Origin of the sequence: Streptomyces flavalbus, assembly GCF_042674625.1 — a bacterium.
Classification (GTDB): Bacteria; Actinomycetota; Actinomycetes; order Streptomycetales; family Streptomycetaceae; genus Streptomyces; species Streptomyces flavalbus.
On sequence record NZ_JBHTEB010000001.1, the window covers coordinates 2,847,762 to 2,865,758 of the forward strand.

The following is a 17,997-nucleotide window of genomic DNA, read 5'->3' on the forward strand; positions in this document are numbered from 1 at the left end:
GGTCACGGGGCTCACGCTGCGGGGGACAGCGGGCACCTGCGTGACCAGGACGGGGGCTTAACCTCGGCGGAGAAACTTGCGCTGGCCTCGATGCCTGCCGGTCCTCCTGCCGGAGGGCGGCTGTCCCACCGCGGGGGCATCGCTCGGCCGGGCGGGGTGGTCCGGGTGGTCCTCACTGAGGAGGGACTGCCAGACCCGCTCCTGCAGCACGCGGATGCAGGGGCCGCACGCGTACATCGGCGCCTGGGCACCGGCGACTCTGGCGGGGCCGATCCACAGGACGCGCGTCCACCGCTGCCCGCAGTAGAGCCAGCAGAGTCCGTCGACCCACGCGTTTCCGTCGTCGGTGGCCGCAGGAGCGGGCAGTCCTCCGCGGGCGAACTCGGCTATCCCGGGGATCACCCTGTGCTGTAAGGCGACTTCCGTCAGCACTGCTCGTCCACCTCCGCGGTCAACGGCTCTGCGCCGTCGGGGAGGTGGTCTCCTGCTTCTCGGCGTCGGAGAACAGGAGGGTGGGTTCGGCGAGGATGTCGCGGCCGGACTCGCTCTTGTAGATCTCGTCGACGCTGCCGAACCGGGCTTCGGAGTAGTCGAGGTCCAGCAGCGCGGCGGCCTGGCGGACCGATGCCTCGTCGGGCCCCTCGATCTCCAGGAAGGTGGGGAGGTCGGGCCAGGTGTCGAAGTCGAACGCGACCTCGCCCAGGCGCCACTCCTCGCGGTAGTTCTCCTGATAGCGGACCTCGGTGAGGCCGACCCGGCGCAGGATGTCGGCCATGGCGTGCAGGTCGGCGACCTCGGTCTCGATCTCCTTGGTGCCGTCGATCGTCGTGGCGTCGGTGACCTGCTTGAGTGTGAGCGTCGAGCGGGTGCCCTCGTCGCGCAGACGGAGCCAGGCCGCCGTCCAGGGAGTCGTTCTCGAAGATCTTGCGGGTGAGGAGTGTGCGGGGGAACGCCTGGACGGCGCCGAGGGCGGTCAGCTTGGCCTGGAGGCTGGCGGTGTCGACGGCCAGGAACTTCGCCTCGTACTCGTGCTTCATGGGGCCTTCTTTCAGAAGTGGTCGGTGACGGTAGACGCTCGGGCCGCCACAAGCAGGCCCATGCGGTGCGTGTGGTCGTGCGGCTGGCCGACGTGGGGGCGCTCGATGAACTCGTTCGTCCGCAGGGTGAGCACGACCTCCCAGTCGCCGAGGAAGTGATGGCGCAGGCGCTCTGGGGAGGTGTAGTGCTCGATCACGTGGTGGCGTCTTTCGACGGGCATCATGAACTCCGCGCCGAACACGCCGCCCGGGCGGACCAGGCGCTGCATACGGTCGACGAACTCGGCGAGCGGGCGGTGGTGGTTGGCACTGTAGTGCCACGAGCAGCTCGTCCAGACCGCCTCGCAATACGGGCCCATCGGCTCGCCGTCGAGGAAGTCGTTCTCAACGACCTGCACGCGGTCCTGGAGTTCTTCGAGCTTCAGCCGATCGACCAGACCCAACGCGTGTGCCTGGCTGTCACCCGGGAGATGGACGTCGCCTCCGTGGACGGCGACCTCGTCACGCTCGATGGCGACGACGTGGTAACCGGCGGCGGCCAAGGGCAGGACGAACTTGCCGTCGCTCGCGCCGACGACCGCGACGGTGGCGTCAGGTGCGACGCGTTCCCGCAGAGTGGCGAGGAACTGGGGGAAGAAGGTGAGGGTGTGCTCCCACAGGCTCTGTGTCTGCATGGGAGTGGGCTCCTTGCGTATCGGTGTCCATGATCACGCGGAGGACCTCGTCAGGACTGCGCCCACTGGTGTCGATGCGATGCATCGGGAAGGAGAGGTAGGCGTCCGTCACCCGGTCCGTGACGGTCTCGATCAGCGCGTCCCACCGCGAGAGGGGCTTGTTCCGGCTGACGAGGCGGCGCTGTCGTTCGTCGTCGGCGCAGACAAGGTGGTAGGTGACGGGTGTCGGTATCCACCGCGGCAGCGTGACGCCGAGCCGGGCGCCCAAGGCGCGGTGGTTGGCGAGGCACCGGGCGAAGTAGCTCTCGACCACGACCGAGACGCCAGCGTCGAGGTGGCGCTGGATCTCCTCGGCTGCGGTGAACAGCGCGGAGAGGTACAGGCACATCCGTGCTTCTACGTTCGTCCGCGCGTCCACCGCCTGCCTGACGGGCTGGTAGAGGGCCGGGACGGTGGGGACGAGGACGGCTTGACGGGCAGCGGCGAGCATCGGCGCCAGGGTGGACTTGCCGGTGCCCCGTAAGCCCTCCAGGCTCTCAAAGCGCGGGTGATCAGGCACGGGCGTACACCACGTCTGGTACCGCGAGGGTGAGCTCGTCGGCGGACGAGGGCTTGTGGACGATGCGTCCGGCCGCCTTCTCGTACCAGAAGGCGTGGGAGTCCTTGCCCACGGCCTTGCAGGACATGGTCAGCGCGCCGCGCGGGTCGGCCTCGATGCGGTCGATCTCGCGTGGCCCGCCCGACGGTGCGCAGACCTGGGGGGCGCCGTGCTCGGAGAGGTCCTCGTCGACGATCACCTCCAGGGGCAGGTCGGCCGAGGCCAGCTCTTCGCGGAGCCGGACGTAGGCGGAGGGTTCGGTGACCAGGAGTTCGGGGTGGTCGGCGGCGTTACCGACCGGCCGAAGGTGGTGGAGCTTGAGCTGCCGGACCCCGAGCTGCGCCAGGACGCCCGCGAGGGGGAGGACCTCGCCGATGTTGCGCGAGGTGACGGTCATGGTCGCGCCCGTCGGAACGCCGAGGTCCCGGGCCAGACTGAGCGAGTTGAGGGCGCTGTGGTAGCTGCCCTGTCGGCGGATGCCGTCGTTGGTCGATCCGACGCCCTCCAGCGAGACCCTGAGCAGGTCCAGGTACGGGGAGACCTCGGTCAGTCGGCGTTCGATCCGGTAACCGTTGGTGCAGATCTCGACGCGCTGGCCCAGCTCCTCCTTGGCGTGGCGGACGACCTGGGCGAGGTCCCGGTGAAGGAACGGCTCTCCGCCGAGCAGGGTCACGGCCTCCGTGCCGTACTCGTCCCGCATCAAGGTGAGGAGGCTGGCCGCTTCCTCGGCGGTGAAGGCGTCGGCGTACTGGAGTCGTTTGCCGTGGAAGCAGTGCAGGCACGTGAAGTTGCAGCGGTAGAGCAGCTGCAGGTACAGCATCCGGATCTTCTTGATCCCGGTGACTTCCCCGATCACATCGGCTCCTTTGGCTGGCTGCCTGTTGGAACTCCGATGGTGGCTTCGTGGCCCGGGACCTCGTCACCGCGTTCAGGGACGGTCCTGGGACGTCCTGGGACGTTTTCAGCGACCCGCGAAGGACTCCAGAATGCCCAGCACGCGCTTCGTGTCCGACAAGTCGGGCAGGACTTCAGCAGCGCCAGCGGCGGCCAGTTCCTCCGGTCCGTGGATGCCCGACGCGACGGCAACGACCCCGGAGCCCGAGGTCAGGGCGGCTTCCACATCGCGGGGGGTGTCTCCCACGAGGACGGTGGGCACGTCCGCCGCGACGCCGCGCAGCCGCCGCGCGCGCTCGCGAGCGACAGCGACAAGCTGAGGACGGAGTTCGGCGTCCGCTCCGTAGGCGCCCACCGGCAGGTCCAGCAGCGAGTCGAGGCCAAACGCTGACAGCTTCACGCGGGCGTTGGGGGCGATGTTGCCGGTCAGGACAGAGGAGACCCACCTGCGCTGGGCGGAGGCGGCTTTCAGCACTTCATGGACACCAGGCAGGGCGGTGCCCCGTCTGCGTAGATCACCCAGGCGCGCTTCGCCCGCCTGGGCGAGCGCGGTCTCGATGGAATGCCAGTCAGGCACGGGCAGCCCTTCGCGGACGAACATGTCGCGCATGATCAGTCGATCCGTACGCCCCTCGGTACGCGCCGGCTCCATGGGCTCGCGTCCCACGAGGGCCGAGAAAGCAGCGGCGTAGATCTCCTTGCTCACCCCCGCGTTCTCGATGAGGGTGTGGTCGATGTCCCACAGGACCATGAGCTCCATGGGGCCAGAGTAGGCAGTCAGCGGGGACGCGCTTCAGCGACCGCGTCCCAAAACGTCCTTGCGCGATCACGCACCGCACCGATTCGATGACTGCCGTGAACGACCGACTGCGCACAGTGCTCGGCCAACGGGGTGTCTCACCGGAGTCTCTCGCCGAGGTCTGCGAGGTGGACCCCAAGACGGTGAGCCGGTGGCTGGGTGGGCGGACCCCTCATGCCCGGCACCGCTTCCGTGTCGCGCGGCACCTGCGCGTGGAAGAGACCTTCCTCTGGCCTGAGCCGTCCAAGCGCTCTGGCCCGCCGCGGGACGGGTTAGGCACCGAGCTGGTCAGCACCTACCAGAACCGGGCCAGCGTGCCCCGGGACGTCTGGCTCACGCTGCTGCGAGAGGCCCGGAACGAGATCAGCGTCCTCGTCTTCTCCGGCACCTTCTTCGCCCAGTCCAACCCCCACGTCGCGAAGATGCTCTCCGAACGCGCCGCCGAGGGCGTGCGGGTGCGCCTGTGCTTCGGCGACCCCGACGGCCAGGCAGTCGCCCTCCGGGGCCGCGAGGAGGGAATCGGCGACACCCTCGCCGCCAAGATCCGCGCCTCGCTGACGTACTACCGGCCCCTGCTCGGCGAGACAGGCTGTGCCGTACGGCTCCACGACACCACGCTCTACACATCCATGTTCCGCTACGACGACGACCTGCTCGTCAACCCCCACATCTGGGGGCAACCGGCCAGCGCCAACCCCCTCCTCCACCTCAAAAGAGCTGACGGCACAGGGTGGTTCGACAACTACGCTCAGAGTTTCGACGCCGTCTGGGCCGCCGCGCGGCCTTGGGTACCCGACCAGGAGAGGACCGCCGACCATGGGCAGGACTGAGTACTACAACGACCCGACCGCCCCTAAGGCGAACACCCTCATCCCGGCCAGCAACCTCCTCGTCGTCGACGAGACCGGCGCCATTCTCCTCCAGCGCCGCCGCGACACCGGCCAGTGGGCACTACCCGGCGGAGCCCAGGACATCGGCGAGACCGCCGCCGAGTGCGCCGTACGCGAGTGCCTGGAAGAGACCGGCATCATCGCCGAGGTCACCGGCTTCCTCGGCGTCTACACCAACCCGAACCACATCGTCGCCTACACCGACGGCGAGATCCGCCAGCAGTACGAAAACACGTACATCGGCCGCCCTGTCGGCGGAGCGCCCACGGTCAACGACGAGGCCGACGGCGTCCGCTTCGTCCAGCCCGCCGACCTCGACCAGTACGACATCCACCCGAGTATGCGCCAGCAGATCGGGGACTACCTCGCTGGCACCTACCCCTACCTGGGCTGAGCCGCCAAGGCAGCCTCAACCCGCTCGACGGAGGAAAAGATCTCCGGCGCCGCCCGCCGGATGAACCGCCCGACCACGCTGTCCGCGCCATAGCGACCAACGATCTCCGCGACCCGGTCCTGCGCGGTCGTCCGGCCGCCGTCGGGGGTCGTCGTCATGTCGCAGTACACGAGGGCATCCACCAGCAGCGGATCGTCCAGCAGCGGGAACTCCGTAGCCAGCGCCTCCCGCAACCCGCGTTCCTCCGCCTCCAGCAGCGCGAACGAATGGTTCGCCACCAGCCGGGCCAACCGCTCGTCGGCACCGTGCTCGTCCCGGAGGAAGCGCGCTCCGTCCAGCGGATGAAACCCTGTGATCGCCAGGCGAGGCGCGTAACCCACATCGTGCAGGATGGCAGCCGCGTTCAGCAGGTTGGCGTCAGTACCCAGGAGGCGTCCTAGCTCCTCCGCCCTAGCGGCTACGCCCTGACTATGCACCAACCGCCGAGGCAACGACTCACCGAGCTCCGCCTCCGCAATGCGCCGTGCCCACCCCAGCGTCACCTTGTCCATGAACGGCTCCATGCCCGCCAGGTTCGCGTCCCATGCCCTGGTCCGCCTCCGCCTCAAGCACAGCCGACCCGTACTGAGTAACAACTTCCTTCACGGGTTCAAGGCGGCTCGCTCCGCTCCCCGCACGCGGCCCGGCCCCCGGCCGGGCCTGCGCTCCTGTCTCCGCCCCGCTCCAGCCCGGCCGGCGCCCGTGCCGCGCGCACACCAATCAGCCGCCTGACGTCAAGGGGGTGCGTCGTGGCTGAGGTCGGTCGGCTCCACGGCTTTAGCCACCTCCCCGGTCCGGGTCCCGCGTCGAGCAAGACCAGGGGGCCACTCGTGCCCATTGCGGGCAGGTCCAAAGCCTGCCCGAGTTGCCGACCAGCGTACGGCCCCCTGATCATGCTCGACCCCAGACCTGGCAGGCCACCGGCCAAACCCGCTCCGCCTTGTCAATCCAACGTGCGACTCGCAAACCGCAAAATCAGGCTTATCGCCGCCGTTCATGCCAGTACGGATCGACCGACAATGACAGAAGGCCAGCGCTAGATCCCACGACAAGGGACCGCCCAACTTGAGAAATCGACGTGACGGGATGATAAACGGGGATCTCCATCAATCGCGTACGCTCAAGTGGGTCCCAGAGTCGCACAGTTCTATCGTCACCCCCACTGGCCAAAATCGTTTTACCCTTGGAGTGAAAAACAGCAACACCCCTGACCCAGTCCGTATGCCCATCAAATGTAGCGACGGAGGTACTACTCAATGGATCCCAAATGCGAACCAAAGCATCCCTACCTCCGGTGACCAACAGCGAACTGCCATTTACTTCGAATGCCTCGACACACAAAACATTATCAGGCCGCGCGCCGAGCTTACGCACAACCTCGCCCGTCACCGGGTTCATTAGCGCAAGGGCACCACCAGCAAAGCTTTCACCCGCGCAGGCAATAAGCGGTTCTCCTTCGCACAGCAGACTGCACACATCGTAGGTCTCCTTGTACCAGTCTTCGACTCGAAGTACACATTCTCTAGAAATCGGGTCCCAGACACATACAAGTCCGCTCTGATCGGCACTCACAACGAGGGACCAATCGAAAACATTAACGTGACACATTGCAACGATCGGTGACGTATGGGAGTGAAAGACCGGCACAAAGTCACCTACAGCAAGGGGTTCGCGCATCCGAATAGCCCCATCAAACCCACCCGCCAAAACCACTTGTCTGCCAGCCACTTGGATAGAGAGTGCTGACAAGACGCCTTGCGGCTCACGTCGGACGCGACGTACGACGTTTCCCGTCTTTACGCTCAACAGGCGAATTGATCCATTGTAATCACAAGACAATACCGAAGGACGCGACCGAAGTGAGAAGCTCTGAACTGAGAAAACCCCGTGCGAGATCTCAGAGAGTGTGTGCCCCATCGCCACATTCGGATCCCACAGGCGGACCGAATTGTCGATCCCGCTACTCGCCAACATGGAGCGCTGGCCGACTTGAACACTGCACACGGCGAGAACATCCTCGGTGTGCCCTTTCAAACGACGGACCAATCGCCCATCTTTCGGACTCCAAAGCAGAATATTTTCGTCACAAAACCCTGCTATTAGATCCGACTCTCCGTCGCTTACGACACAAAGCCCGCGAACGGGGTCGTCGGGAGATTCGATTGTCAGCGTCGCCTTGCCGTTGTCTAGCCGGCGGAGAGTCACTCCTTGCGTTGAAGCGCTTGCCACACATGGGATATCGTCAACGACAACTTGGCATATCGCGTTTATCTCTTGTTCGTCGGTGTAGTAGTCTTCATTCAATTCACCCTCATCCGACATTCCCAGCCGTCGCACGACTTTCCCAGAGCGGGGGTCGATTACACTTATGTCTCCAGATTCCGAGCATACAAGAAATTCTCTCCCCTTCAGCGTTGCCGTACAGATCGCCTCCGCCCAATTTACGGAAGAAACCGTACGGAGATGCCGCCCAGACGATGGATGCCAAATCGAGATTCGTCCACTGTAGTGTGCAATCGCGAGGATATCTTCGCCCCCAACACGAACGCTTCTTAGCGTAAAGGCGTCAGTAGCGTCTGCGTCTTCAGCTTCTCTGGAGTCATTGTTGAGTGAACGGATTTTGATACCAGTTGTCGGATCCCAAAGCCATACCTCGTTTTCCCTTCGGCTCGCTGAATCCGCAATACTTGCGAGTAGGGTTCGCCCTCCCGTCTGAATACTGCAAAGTGCGATTACAGTACCTGCATGGCCCTCTAGCACCCTGACCGTTTCGCCACTCGAAGGATCAGACAACCGGAGGTTCCCATTACGGCTACCGCTTGCTAGGAGCTGGCGCCCCCCAGCCGTAACGGCGCAGAGCGCTCCGACTCCGCCGGCATGACACTCGAGCGTAACCTCCTCTGATCTAGGCGCTACCGTGGTCCATTCAGCTCTGTAAGGAGTGTCTGCCCGGTATTCCTTGAAATTACTGCCTAGACGCTCCTGCAGTTCAGTAACACTGAATAGAGAAACACGCTCAGCAGGATTGGCACCAATCGCCTGTGGCGCTTTTCTGAGAAGTTGGGCGCGGTGGCGAGTAGCCTCGCTTGCTCCACCATCTGCTAGTGGAATGAGCCGTCTCAGATCTCCCCGCAGCAGATACTCGTCATCCATAAGAACCTCATCGAGAATTCCGCCCCGATGAGCGTGGCCAGCGAGAGACCTGAAAAGGTACGATGGGCAGTTCTGCCATCGCAAAGATCGCCCCTCCGCCATGAACGACCTAGCAATGGCGCGCTCATCCTCTTCCCGCGAGGATTTATCACGGCGACGGGAAATCAGCGCATCGTTCAATGCCTGATGAAAAAGTCGATACTGACTCACCTCGCCCACATTGCTAGTTTCGATCAAGAAATTAGCGGCGGATGACCGGGTGAAATTCTTCACTGCCGCGATACTCAGATCGACACCTGCTATCGCCGCCACCGCTGTTTTCCACAAATCAAGAGGAAATCCGGGGGCTTCGGCGTACGCTAGAGCTGAAAGTGCGACTTCTGCCCTGACCCCTCCAACGTCGGGAAGCCTTTGCAGGTAGTTCCTCAGAGCCGCTTCGACTGTTGGCGTAAAGGAAACGTCCTCGGGCTTAATTGCAACGTCGTCATACAAGCCATGCGTGCGGGCGACGAGTCCGGCTACTAGAAAATTCCTTTCAGAAAGATCAGCAATCCGAAGAGCAACAGGGTTTGCTACCTTCTGATCCAGGTATGGATTTCCTGGTCGCTCATCTCCTAGAAGACGTAGTGTGGCCTCCGCGTACGCCGCAAGGTCCGCTTGCTCGAAGAACTCAGAACTATCAAGGTTAATAACTTCCGCAGCGGGTCCGAAGACGTCCAACAAGTTGCCCTCGTCGTCACGCGGTCGAGTGGCAACAAGGACGCGGACCCCGACGTCCGAGCAAGTCTCCACAAGGGGAAGGACAATTCGCGCAACTGTAATACGTGCTTGCTCCGCACTTACAGTTTCGTCTAGCGCATCGATAACGATATTAAAGTTTCTGCCCGGACGGGAAACTAGCGCACTGTGTAGAGCAGCGGGGAGGTCGTCTATCTGCGTCGGCAGAGTAGCCGACGCGGCTCGGGCAATCTCACATGCCACGTCCAAAGCAGTTTTTCCCTTGGCGTGCACAGCGCAGGCAACGGAGCCGATGGGGGCCCGTATACCGTCGTCCTCAGATGGCAGGGACGCGGCGATTGCCGCATCCGCTGTCGTGACTATCCGGCCTAGTACAGCGGACTTTCCGACGCCGGGTGACCCAGTGACCACGACAGCTCGGCGCTCGTAACGCCCACCGATCCAATGAATAAGCTTTGTAAGCGCTGCTACACGGCCGCGGAACCTGTAGCCGTGTTCCGTGTCCACAGTTACACCGCGTGCACGCGGCTTCCAGTGTCTTCCTGCCTCGGGATCTTCTTCGAGCTTCCAACCCCAGGCTGCAAGTGCTGCCTCACCTGCTGCTTCGATATTCCATTGGCTGAGGGTTCGGAATTTTTGCTCAGGGAGACATCGATCCACTTGGGCTAGTGAAATAGCGCAGGCATCGCCACTTACACCGCTTGCTTGTCCCACCATGCCGACTACTGCATTGTAGTCAGGGGACCAAAGCGCCGCCCCGCTATACCCTGGGCGAACGGGATAGCGCGAATCTGTATCCAGGCGCACCCACCCGTAACTCAACTCTTCGCCGATCAGACCACTGGACGAATTACCTATCCATTGTCCGTCGGGAAAACCAAAAGACCACCAGTCCCCGCCCACCAGGTCTCCAGCGCTGGGGCATCTCAACCTGGCAGACATGTCGTCAGGCAGAGCCTCCTCCAGATACAGGATAGCAACATCTTGTATCTGGGGCTGCGGTGGCGTTATTACCTCGCGAACCCGAATTCTGCGAGGTCCCATGTGATCTGACTTAGGGAATGCAACCCAGGGTTTATCTTCCCTGGTCAACAGGGGCAATACAACGTGGGCGCAAGTTACGACTCGATCAACATCAGCGACGAATCCTGATCCGAGAGGGCGCAGGTCATCCTCTGACGCGTGTATGGCTGCGACCCACATCGCTGCCTGCGGTCTAGCGTCACGCTCGACCGGACATGTAGCGCTACCTATGCTGCTGCGCTACTGCTGCCGTCAGGCTTCCAAGTCAGCGTGACTTCAAAATTGGCATCCACGCCAGTTTTTGCCACGATCCAGTTGGTTGTGCCGTTTACTTTGATCCCAAACTTTACCTGCACTTCGCTCGGTGCAACTTCGGCCACCTTTTGCATCACTATGCGAGCCGCCTGGACAGCAGGACGCACTGCCTCTTGGACGCGACCTGCAACGCCATCTGCACTCACGGGTTGGAAGTCATTCGTTGGCTCAATCTCGAATCGCACAGTGGTGGCGTCATCGAGCATGTAAGTAACTACTTGAGATGCAGTCAACAGTCTCCCCCTCGCTCAGAGCGCCTAGCATAGTGTCCCCGTCTGAGCTTGATGCTCTGTCCGCGTCAGATATGAGGTCAGCGGATGAACGTCGGCAGGCGCACGCCGCAGGTCAGCTAGGCATCCCGTACTGGAGCACCCAAGCTTCCCGAACTGAGGCTCAGACACCGTCATCGCGTGACTGCCGTCGTGGCTTGCTCTGGTCGACGGCACTGCAGCGTGGTGCAGGCCGATGAGGGTACAGCGAGGCACACGCGTGCCGGGTCGGCCGGCGCACCCACCGTCGTGGCTGACTGTCGTCGGCTGAGGTTCGTGCCACAACCGTGCCAGATGCAAGGGTCAGCCACGGTCAACGCCGGTGCCACGCGGTCGAGTAGCCGCCCGCTTCCTCGGCCGGCGAAGCCGCAGCTCAGCCCGTAGATCACGCAGCCTCTCTACTAAAGTGGTTCTCCAGCGTGATCACCGCGCCCGAGAGCCCACAGGAGCCCGCGACGGCCCTACGCGGATGGGTGGGACTGCGATCCCTCACGCTGGGCTGCCTCCCGTCGGGCACGCTTCAGCTCCTGCCACGCCTCCCAGGCGCGTCGGATGGAGGCGAAGAACTCGGGCAGCTGATCAATGAAGTCCTTGAGGGCGTGCACGAAGCCCTTCAGGCCGTACAGCGCAATCGCCAGAACGCCGAAAATGGCGAGGATGGTGAGCGTGGCCCCGTCCAACGGTCTCGGTACCTTCCGTTTCAGGTGGCCGAGCTGGGGGCTCATGTGCAGGGCACTTCCTCAGCTCGACCACAACAAAATCGTCGTGGTTCGAACTGAGAAGCCCTGCGCCGACGTTCGCCGGGATCTCAGGCGACAGGGTCAAGCCCTGCCGTGGATCAAACTTCAAAAACTAGGCATCAGTTGGCAAGCACAGATCACACACCGCTACGGCTGGCTGACATCGGATGGGTGAGTTTTGTAGGGAACCCGCCCAACAGCCCGCCCACTGACTGGTCCGCACTCTTAGATACGGGCGCCGCCAAGAACGGAGAAGCGATCTTGCTTGGTGTCCTAAGCGAGTTCGCAGCTCCTCAGGACACTCCGCGAGCATAGCGCACTGCCGCTGAACTATGCCTCGATACAGGGCATTTGGGCGGTGAGATGCTGAAATCGTGTCACCCCGCCTCGTCGCAGGAGGCAGGGTGGGGTGACCTACGGGGCGGTGGGGGGCTGTTCGTCGTCCTCTGCCGAGACCGTCGCCGGGGGCGGTGGCTCCTCTGTGCCCTCGGGCTTGGTCACCTCGTCCTGCTCCGTGCCAGTTGCGTGCCAGATCCTGCGGGAAGCCACGGGGGACACCGGAGAACGCGTCGGCCCCCATTCAAAGTTGGAGTCGGCTCTGCCGCAGGTCAGGCCAACAACCGCCCGCAGCTGACCCGAGTTTCCCAAGCTGAGGGCGCTGAATAGGGGCCTGTAGGCGCCACCGCTTCTCTGTGGCATGAGGACGGACGCTGCTGTCTCGGCCGTTACCGGCCCGGCTTCCAGTCCGCATCGAGGATTGCGGCATGCACGGCGGCAACGATCATCGTGATGGCAAGGACGCCACCCACCCAGTTCTTCGGGTTACCGAGAACCGACCCCAGAACAGCGGACCCGTAGATGATCACCGCGTACACAGCAGGCACGGCCATGCTGACGACACGCTTCTTGGCGGCGATGAAGAACAGGGGCGGGGCAAGAAGGCCGGCCGACGCCACGACCACAACCACCCAGATCACCTTGTGCGGTGTGTTCGCGTACATGCGTGCTCGGATGGGCGCAGTGATGTGCGGGCTGCTCATGGTTCCCCCTTGGCTCCACCGGGCGCCCAGTGTGACCTACAGCACCCGTAGCATGGGGGCCTTTCGGAGGATCCGCTGACCGGACCTCAGCGTTCGCCCGGCTCGGTCCCGTCTCAGTTTCCGTCTCATTCAGCGCCGTTCACGGCCGTTCAGTCAAGACGCAAGCCGGTAGCCGCTCAGGTAACCGACCGCCTGTGAACGCAGGTGAACGCCCCTGGTCGCGGCCCTGCCGGACACCAACACAGTTGGAAAGCGTGTTGGTCCGCACGGAAGCTCGGCCCAAGACACCGCCAGCCGGGACGGCTACGTTGAGGGCGTGGACGAGGAAGCGATCACCATCAGGCTCACGCGCGATCAAGCGTTCGTGCTGTCGGACTGGCTCTACCAAGTCATACTCCAGTCCGACGACCTGGAGGGGATCGTGCGCGACCGAGCCGTCTGGTCGCCGATCTACGCGATCTCCGGAACGCTGGACAAGACGCTGAGCGAGATCTTCATGCCCGACTACGGCCCACGCCTTGAGGCAGCCAAGGAGCGTCTCCGCGCCGATCTGTACGGCGGAGCCGACGAGTCGACGGCGCCGGGCCAGGACATGACCGACGCACCACAAGCGCACCAGATCAAGCGGGGAACAGCGGGGAACCACGGTGAAAGCGACCGAGGGCGATGAGACCCGGTGCCAGGTGAACGCCCAGTTCAGCAGCCCTACCCGTCGCAAATGCCCGCAGCTTCCCAAGCTGAGAGCGCGAGTTCGATTCTCGTCACCCGCTCCACGACTCAGGCCCAGGTCATCGACCCGGGCCTTTTTGCTGTCCGCTGTGGTCAGTGAGCTTCTTCGAGTAGGCCACCGATCGGGTGATGGGCGTGAAGCGCAACGAGCGAGGCCCCCGGGCTGTTGATCGAGATGTCTTACGTCTCAACCACGCTGCTCGGGGGCCTCGTTGGTCATCCATCCTGCCGCACTCGACCTGCCGCACGCACTCGTGGAGTGGGTCACGATGCTGATCGTCACCCGTGAGGGTGACCGGCGCTGCAAGCTCCGTCCGTCTCAGCGCGCGATGGTGGCACTGGTGTACCTGCGCGAGCACACCACCCTGGCGAAGATCGCAGCCGGGTTCGGGATCAGCGAGTCCACCGCCCATGCCTACACCAGCGCGGTCGTCGGCCTGCTCGCCGCACGTGCACCGGGTTTACTCAAGACGCTGCGCGAACACGATCCAGACTTCGTCCTGCTCGACGGCACCCTCGCCGAGTGCGACCGGGTCGGCGACGGCCGCGCTGACTACTCTCACCAACACCGCCGGCACGGGGTGAACGTTCAGGTGGTCACCGATCCGGACGGTCGGCTGCTGTGGCTCTCGCCCGCGCTGCCGGGCCGCACCCACGACCTGACCGCCGCCCGCACCCACCGGATCATCCGCATCTGCGAGCGCCAGGTCGTACCCGTCCTGGCCGATCTCGCCTACCAGGGCGCCGGCCCGTGGCTGACCACCGGCATCAAGCGCAGGCCCCTCCAGGAACTCACTCCCACCGACAAGACCCGCAACCGCGCCCTGGCCACGGCACGAGCCCTCGTCGAACGCGGCGTCGCCCGCCTGAAGTCCTGGCGGATCTTCCGCAGGTCCCGCTGCAGCCCCAATCGCATGACGTCGATCGCCAAGGCAGTCCTCACACTGGAGCTGCAACGCTGAAGAAGCTCAGTGGTCACGTTGCAGATTCGCCAGTAGTAGTCGGTACCAGCGGGACCCTTCCCGAAAACGCCGGAAGATTCACTGACGGCTGGTCAGGGCATCACGTAAGAGCAGGTCACAGGCACAGCAGTCGTGCCCTCGCCAGGCGCCTTCTAAGCGCTTGGCCGCAGGTTCGAGTCCTGCCGGGGGCGCAAACCCCGCCTCACCAGCGAAGGTGCCGGTGGGGCTTTTTCAGGCCCCCTCTGCGCGTCGCCCTGGCCAAGCGCCTTCACCTGTGCAGGCTGGATTCGCTCTCCGCGGGCCGCAAGTCCCGTCGCGGTCCCTGCCGGGGCGTACCCAACCCCTCACCTGCGGATGCGCGTGAGGCGTTCTTTCGTGTCCGGCGAGTGCACGGTCGCGTCGGCGTCGGGCCGTGGGGAACGTGGTTGTTGCTAGCGTCGCCCACGCACCCGAGGTCATTGGAGTTCCGATGCCGTCAGCGCCGTCCCACGCCCCCGGTGAGTATCCGCGTCTGACCAGCCTCTCTCCTGGTGGTGGCTGTGCGTGCAAGCTGCCCATGGGCAAGCTGGAGGAGGTGCTGGCGCCGCTGGCGACCGGGTTTCACGGCGCCTCCGGGGACCTGCTCGTCGGGGCGCTCGAAGGGGACGACGCGGCGGTGTTCCGGCTGGACGGGGAGCGGGCCGTCGTCCTCACCACCGACTTCTTCACGCCCATCGTCGACGACCCCGGGGACTGGGGACGCATCGCCGCGGCCAACGCCCTCTCAGACGTCTACGCCATGGGCGGCACCCCCCTCATCGCCGTCAACCTGGCCGCCTGGCCGGGCGCCGAACTCCCCCTGGAGATGCTGGGCGAGGTGCTGCGCGGCGGTGCCGAGGTGGCCGCGTCCGTGAACTGCGCCGTCGTCGGCGGACACACCGTCGACGACCCGGTCCCCAAGTACGGCATGGCCGTCGTCGGACTCGCCCACCCCGACCGGCTCTTCACCCTCGACGCCGTCGCCGAGGGCGACCGGCTCGTCCTCACCAAGGCCCTCGGCACCGGCGTCGTCTCCACCGCGCTGAAGCGGGGCGCCGCCGACGACGCCACCGTCCGGGTCGCCGTCGAGTCCATGACGCGGCTCAACGACGGTGCCCGTACGGCGGCCCAGGCGGCCGGGGTCCGCGCGGCGACCGACGTCACCGGTTTCGGCCTGCTGGGCCATCTGCACCGGATGCTGCGCGCCGCCGGGCTGGCCGCGACCGTCGACGCGGCGTCCGTGCCCCTGCTGCCCGGCGTCACCGATCTCGTCGCACACGGCTACGTGTCCGGGGGGACCCGGGCCAACATGAGCCGTCTGCGAGACGTCGTCGGGGCCGTCAGCGTCGAGGAGTCCGTGCCCGCGTCCCTCGCCACCGTCCTCTTCGACGCGCAGACCTCCGGGGGGCTGCTGTTGGCCGTACCCGGGGACGACACCGAGCTGATCGACACGCTGAGGCAGGAGGGGCTGCCCGCGGCCAGCATCGGACGGGTCACCGCCGGTGCCCCCGGCGCGATCAACGTCCGCCACGCCCCCGCCTGACCTCCGTCACTCCCTGCCCCCACCTGACCCCGTCAGTCCCCCGCCCCCACCGCCACCGGCAACCCCGCCGCCCGCCACTCCAGCATCCCGTCCGCCAGCCGCCGTGCCCGGCGCCCGTGGCTCCGCAGCAGCCGTACGGCGTCGTACGCCAGGACGCAGTACGTGCCCCGGCAGTACGCCACGACCTCGCGGTCCGGCGGCAGGGCGGCGAGGCGCTGCTCCAGTTCCGGCAGCGGGACGCTGAGCGCCCCCGGGATGTGCCCGGCCGCGTACTCCTCGGGGCTGCGCACGTCCAGTACGACCACACCGCCCTCCTCGGCCCTGGCCAGCAGTTCGTCCCTGCCGACGGCCTCCGTCTCCGCGCCGAGGTAGGCCGCGCGGGCCCGCTCGGTCTCCGCGAGGTGCCGCTGCGCCACGCCCCGGAGCACGACGTAGAGGACGGCGACGTCGTCCCCGGCGAGCCGGTAGTAGACGCGCGTGCCCTCCCGGCGGGTGGTGACGACACCGGCGCGCTTGAGGGTCTGCAGATGGGCGGAGGCGGTGGTGAGGCCCAGCCCGGCCGCCCTGGCCAGCGCCTCCACGGTCCGCTCGCCCTGCGCGATCAGGTCCAGCAGTTCCAGGCGCTTGCCACTGCCGAGGGCCTTCCCGACCCGGGCGAACTGCTCGTAGAGATCACCCCTGAGGTCAGCCGTCAGCCGCGCGTCCGCCATGTCCACTCCTCCGAGGATCTCCAGATCACCGTAACAGCGGGCTCCCAGCCAGTCCGCTTCCGCCCGGTCTCCTCTTGTGACCGCGCACCCCATCAGGCAGGCTCCAAGCCCAAGCCCCAGCCCCCCAGCACCAGCCCCCCAACCCCCGCCCCAGCCCCGGACCCACCACCTCGGAGGCGCCCCCATGACCAGCGTGCTCTTCATCCACGGCACGGGCGTGCGCGCCCCGGAGTACGCCGCCGCCCTGCGGACGGTGCGGGCTGGGCTCGCGCGGGTGCGGTCCGACGTGACCGTGGCCGAGTGCGACTGGGGGTCGGCGCTCGGGTCGTACCTGCGGGCGGAGGGCATGTCGATCCCCGGGTACCGCCCGCGGAAGACGGACACCACCCCCAGACGCGCCCCCGACGACGAGGAACGGGCCCGCTGGGCGCTCCTCTACGCCGAACCGGACGCGGAGCTGACCCTGTTCGCCCTCAGCGGGCCCACGGCGGACACGGCGCCCGCGCCCTTCGTGCCGGGGCGGGTCCCCGCCGGGCAGCGGCTGCGGCGGCAGACGGCCGGGCTCGCCGACGTGCCCGCCGTGCGGGAGGCGTGGGAGGCCGCCGGGCTCGCCGGGCAACTGGGCGACGCACTGCGCGAGTTACGGTCGTCGGCCGTCTTCGGGTCCGCGTGCGGTGCCCTGGACGACGGCGGCGGCGGAACCGACCGGGGCCTGCCCCGGCTGACCGGCCGCTCGCTCGTCGCCCGCGCCCTGGCCCAACTGCCGGAGGGCCCCGGCGCCGTACCGGTGGCGGCGCGGGACGCGGCGGTGGACGCCGTCACCGACGCGCTCGGCGGGGACGAGCGGGGGATCGGGGAGGTCCTCGGCCGCTCGCTGGGGGCGTTCGCGCGGCTGGCCGAACGGGCGGGCGGCTCACGGCTCGTGGTCAGCCAGCGCGGGCCGATCAGCGGGCACTCGCTCGGCTTCTCGGGGGACATCCTCAGCTACCTCGTCCGCGGGGCGGCCGTCCGCGCCTACGTCGCCGACCTGGCCCGGCGAGTGCCCGCGCCGGTGGTGCTGCTGGGCCACAGCCTCGGCGGGGTGATCGCCTTCGACCTGATGGCGGGCGGGACCAGCGGGCCACTGCCGCCCCCACCGGTCGCCCAACTCATCACCGTGGGCTCCCAGGCCCCTCTTCTGTACGAGTTGGACGCTCTCCCCTCCCGCCCCTACGGCACCGGTCTGCCCGCGGCGTTCCCCGAGTGGCTCAACGTCTACGACCGCCGCGATCTGCTGTCCTTCCTCGGCTCGCCGATCTTCGGCTCCCGCGTCCGTGACGTGGAGGTGGACAATGGACAGCCTGTGTCGGCCGCCCACAGCGCGTACTGGGCCAACCCGCGCCTCTACGAAGTTCTGGCACAGGCCCTTCCCGGATGACGCGGGTGTTCCGGG

16 protein-coding genes, 1 tRNA gene and 1 pseudogene are annotated in these 17,997 nt (G+C 65.9%); 7 read left to right on the forward strand and 11 right to left on the reverse strand.

The window, feature by feature from the left end; genetic code table 11:
* Nucleotides 1-451: 451 nt before the first annotated feature.
* From ACFQZ6_RS12655 to ACFQZ6_RS12675, 5 genes and pseudogenes are all read right to left on the reverse strand, one after another.
* Nucleotides 452-1,037 (reverse strand): annotated as a pseudogene (locus ACFQZ6_RS12655) (class IV adenylate cyclase).
* A gap of 11 nt (nt 1,038-1,048) precedes the next feature.
* On the reverse strand, nt 1,049-1,711 hold the full coding sequence (locus tag ACFQZ6_RS12660) for an SAM-dependent methyltransferase (RefSeq protein ID WP_381607735.1): 663 nt from the start codon (nt 1,709-1,711) through the stop codon (nt 1,049-1,051).
* The gene (locus tag ACFQZ6_RS12665) at nt 1,629-2,201 is read right to left on the reverse strand and encodes a hypothetical protein (RefSeq protein ID WP_381607737.1); all 573 of its coding nucleotides are present in this window, start codon (nt 2,199-2,201) and stop codon (nt 1,629-1,631) included. Before ACFQZ6_RS12665 ends, ACFQZ6_RS12660 begins: the two co-directional genes overlap by 83 nt.
* A 61-nt stretch (nt 2,202-2,262) precedes the next feature.
* Nucleotides 2,263-3,165 carry a radical SAM protein gene (locus ACFQZ6_RS12670; RefSeq protein WP_381607739.1) on the reverse strand — a complete coding sequence of 301 codons (903 nt, stop codon included), beginning with the start codon at nt 3,163-3,165 and terminating at the stop codon, nt 2,263-2,265.
* Nucleotides 3,166-3,270: 105 nt separating this feature from the next.
* Nucleotides 3,271-3,963: a haloacid dehalogenase-like hydrolase gene (locus ACFQZ6_RS12675; protein ID WP_381607741.1), complete on the reverse strand. Its 693-nt coding sequence runs from the start codon at nt 3,961-3,963 to the stop codon at nt 3,271-3,273.
* A gap of 95 nt (nt 3,964-4,058) precedes the next feature.
* Between ACFQZ6_RS12675 and ACFQZ6_RS12680 the strand changes: the two genes are divergently transcribed.
* The gene (locus tag ACFQZ6_RS12680; RefSeq protein ID WP_360213264.1) at nt 4,059-4,832 is read left to right on the forward strand and encodes a helix-turn-helix transcriptional regulator; all 774 of its coding nucleotides are present in this window, start codon (nt 4,059-4,061) and stop codon (nt 4,830-4,832) included.
* Nucleotides 4,819-5,286 carry an NUDIX hydrolase gene (locus ACFQZ6_RS12685; RefSeq protein ID WP_381607743.1) on the forward strand — a complete coding sequence of 156 codons (468 nt, stop codon included), beginning with the start codon at nt 4,819-4,821 and terminating at the stop codon, nt 5,284-5,286. Before ACFQZ6_RS12680 ends, ACFQZ6_RS12685 begins: the two co-directional genes overlap by 14 nt.
* Here ACFQZ6_RS12685 and ACFQZ6_RS12690 read toward each other — a convergent pair.
* The 5 genes from ACFQZ6_RS12690 to ACFQZ6_RS12710 all read right to left on the reverse strand — a co-directional run bounded on the left by ACFQZ6_RS12690 (nt 5,274) and on the right by ACFQZ6_RS12710 (nt 12,603).
* Nucleotides 5,274-5,849, reverse strand: coding sequence for an HD domain-containing protein (locus ACFQZ6_RS12690; RefSeq protein ID WP_381607745.1), 576 nt, complete (start codon nt 5,847-5,849; stop codon nt 5,274-5,276). The two genes, ACFQZ6_RS12685 and ACFQZ6_RS12690, sit on opposite strands and share 13 nt — an antisense overlap.
* 457 nt (nt 5,850-6,306) lie before the next feature.
* Nucleotides 6,307-10,419 carry a trypsin-like peptidase domain-containing protein gene (locus ACFQZ6_RS12695; protein WP_381607747.1) on the reverse strand — a complete coding sequence of 1,371 codons (4,113 nt, stop codon included), beginning with the start codon at nt 10,417-10,419 and terminating at the stop codon, nt 6,307-6,309.
* A 47-nt stretch (nt 10,420-10,466) separates the two neighbouring features.
* Nucleotides 10,467-10,760 (reverse strand): CU044_2847 family protein, encoded by a 294-nt coding sequence (locus ACFQZ6_RS12700; protein ID WP_381607749.1) that lies wholly within the window; start codon nt 10,758-10,760, stop codon nt 10,467-10,469.
* Nucleotides 10,761-11,284: 524 nt separating this feature from the next.
* Nucleotides 11,285-11,548, reverse strand: coding sequence for a hypothetical protein (locus ACFQZ6_RS12705; RefSeq protein WP_381607751.1), 264 nt, complete (start codon nt 11,546-11,548; stop codon nt 11,285-11,287).
* A gap of 740 nt (nt 11,549-12,288) precedes the next feature.
* Entirely contained in the window at nt 12,289-12,603 is a 315-nt protein-coding gene (locus tag ACFQZ6_RS12710; protein ID WP_381607753.1) for a hypothetical protein, read from the reverse strand.
* 316 nt (nt 12,604-12,919) lie between these two features.
* Here ACFQZ6_RS12710 and ACFQZ6_RS12715 point away from each other — a divergent pair, with 316 nt between their 5' ends.
* The 4 genes from ACFQZ6_RS12715 (at nt 12,920) to selD (ending at nt 15,855) form a co-directional block, all read left to right on the forward strand.
* Nucleotides 12,920-13,273 (forward strand): hypothetical protein, encoded by a 354-nt coding sequence (locus tag ACFQZ6_RS12715; protein WP_381607756.1) that lies wholly within the window; start codon nt 12,920-12,922, stop codon nt 13,271-13,273.
* A gap of 271 nt (nt 13,274-13,544) precedes the next feature.
* Nucleotides 13,545-14,294, forward strand: a complete 750-nt coding sequence (locus tag ACFQZ6_RS12720) for a transposase family protein (RefSeq protein ID WP_381607758.1) — start codon at nt 13,545-13,547, stop codon at nt 14,292-14,294.
* A 28-nt stretch (nt 14,295-14,322) separates the two neighbouring features.
* A tRNA-Arg gene (locus tag ACFQZ6_RS12725) sits at nt 14,323-14,485 on the forward strand.
* A 278-nt stretch (nt 14,486-14,763) separates the two neighbouring features.
* Nucleotides 14,764-15,855 (forward strand): selenide, water dikinase SelD, encoded by a 1,092-nt coding sequence (gene selD, locus ACFQZ6_RS12730; RefSeq protein ID WP_381607760.1) that lies wholly within the window; start codon nt 14,764-14,766, stop codon nt 15,853-15,855.
* 32 nt (nt 15,856-15,887) lie between these two features.
* Here selD and ACFQZ6_RS12735 read toward each other — a convergent pair whose 3' ends face one another.
* Nucleotides 15,888-16,565: an ArsR/SmtB family transcription factor gene (locus tag ACFQZ6_RS12735; RefSeq protein ID WP_381607762.1), complete on the reverse strand. Its 678-nt coding sequence runs from the start codon at nt 16,563-16,565 to the stop codon at nt 15,888-15,890.
* Between the two features lie 184 nt (nt 16,566-16,749).
* Here ACFQZ6_RS12735 and ACFQZ6_RS12740 point away from each other — a divergent pair, with 184 nt between their 5' ends.
* Nucleotides 16,750-17,982: a hypothetical protein gene (locus ACFQZ6_RS12740; protein WP_381607764.1), complete on the forward strand. Its 1,233-nt coding sequence runs from the start codon at nt 16,750-16,752 to the stop codon at nt 17,980-17,982.
* Nucleotides 17,983-17,997: the final 15 nt, after the last annotated feature.

What these genes read in the sequence shown, in the direction of transcription:
- ACFQZ6_RS12660 (WP_381607735.1), bottom strand. Translation starts at nt 1,711, where the DNA reads ATGCAGACACAGAGCCTGTGGGAGCACACCCTCACCTTCTTCCCCCAG.
- ACFQZ6_RS12665 (WP_381607737.1), bottom strand. Translation starts at nt 2,201, where the DNA reads ATGCTCGCCGCTGCCCGTCAAGCCGTCCTCGTCCCCACCGTCCCGGCC.
- ACFQZ6_RS12675 (WP_381607741.1), bottom strand. Translation starts at nt 3,963, where the DNA reads ATGGAGCTCATGGTCCTGTGGGACATCGACCACACCCTCATCGAGAAC.
- ACFQZ6_RS12685 (WP_381607743.1), top strand. Translation starts at nt 4,819, where the DNA reads ATGGGCAGGACTGAGTACTACAACGACCCGACCGCCCCTAAGGCGAAC.
- ACFQZ6_RS12690 (WP_381607745.1), bottom strand. Translation starts at nt 5,849, where the DNA reads ATGGAGCCGTTCATGGACAAGGTGACGCTGGGGTGGGCACGGCGCATT.
- ACFQZ6_RS12695 (WP_381607747.1), bottom strand. Translation starts at nt 10,419, where the DNA reads ATGTGGGTCGCAGCCATACACGCGTCAGAGGATGACCTGCGCCCTCTC.
- ACFQZ6_RS12700 (WP_381607749.1), bottom strand. Translation starts at nt 10,760, where the DNA reads ATGCTCGATGACGCCACCACTGTGCGATTCGAGATTGAGCCAACGAAT.
- ACFQZ6_RS12705 (WP_381607751.1), bottom strand. Translation starts at nt 11,548, where the DNA reads ATGAGCCCCCAGCTCGGCCACCTGAAACGGAAGGTACCGAGACCGTTG.
- ACFQZ6_RS12710 (WP_381607753.1), bottom strand. Translation starts at nt 12,603, where the DNA reads ATGAGCAGCCCGCACATCACTGCGCCCATCCGAGCACGCATGTACGCG.
- selD (WP_381607760.1), top strand. Translation starts at nt 14,764, where the DNA reads ATGCCGTCAGCGCCGTCCCACGCCCCCGGTGAGTATCCGCGTCTGACC.
- ACFQZ6_RS12735 (WP_381607762.1), bottom strand. Translation starts at nt 16,565, where the DNA reads ATGGCGGACGCGCGGCTGACGGCTGACCTCAGGGGTGATCTCTACGAG.
- ACFQZ6_RS12740 (WP_381607764.1), top strand. Translation starts at nt 16,750, where the DNA reads ATGACCAGCGTGCTCTTCATCCACGGCACGGGCGTGCGCGCCCCGGAG.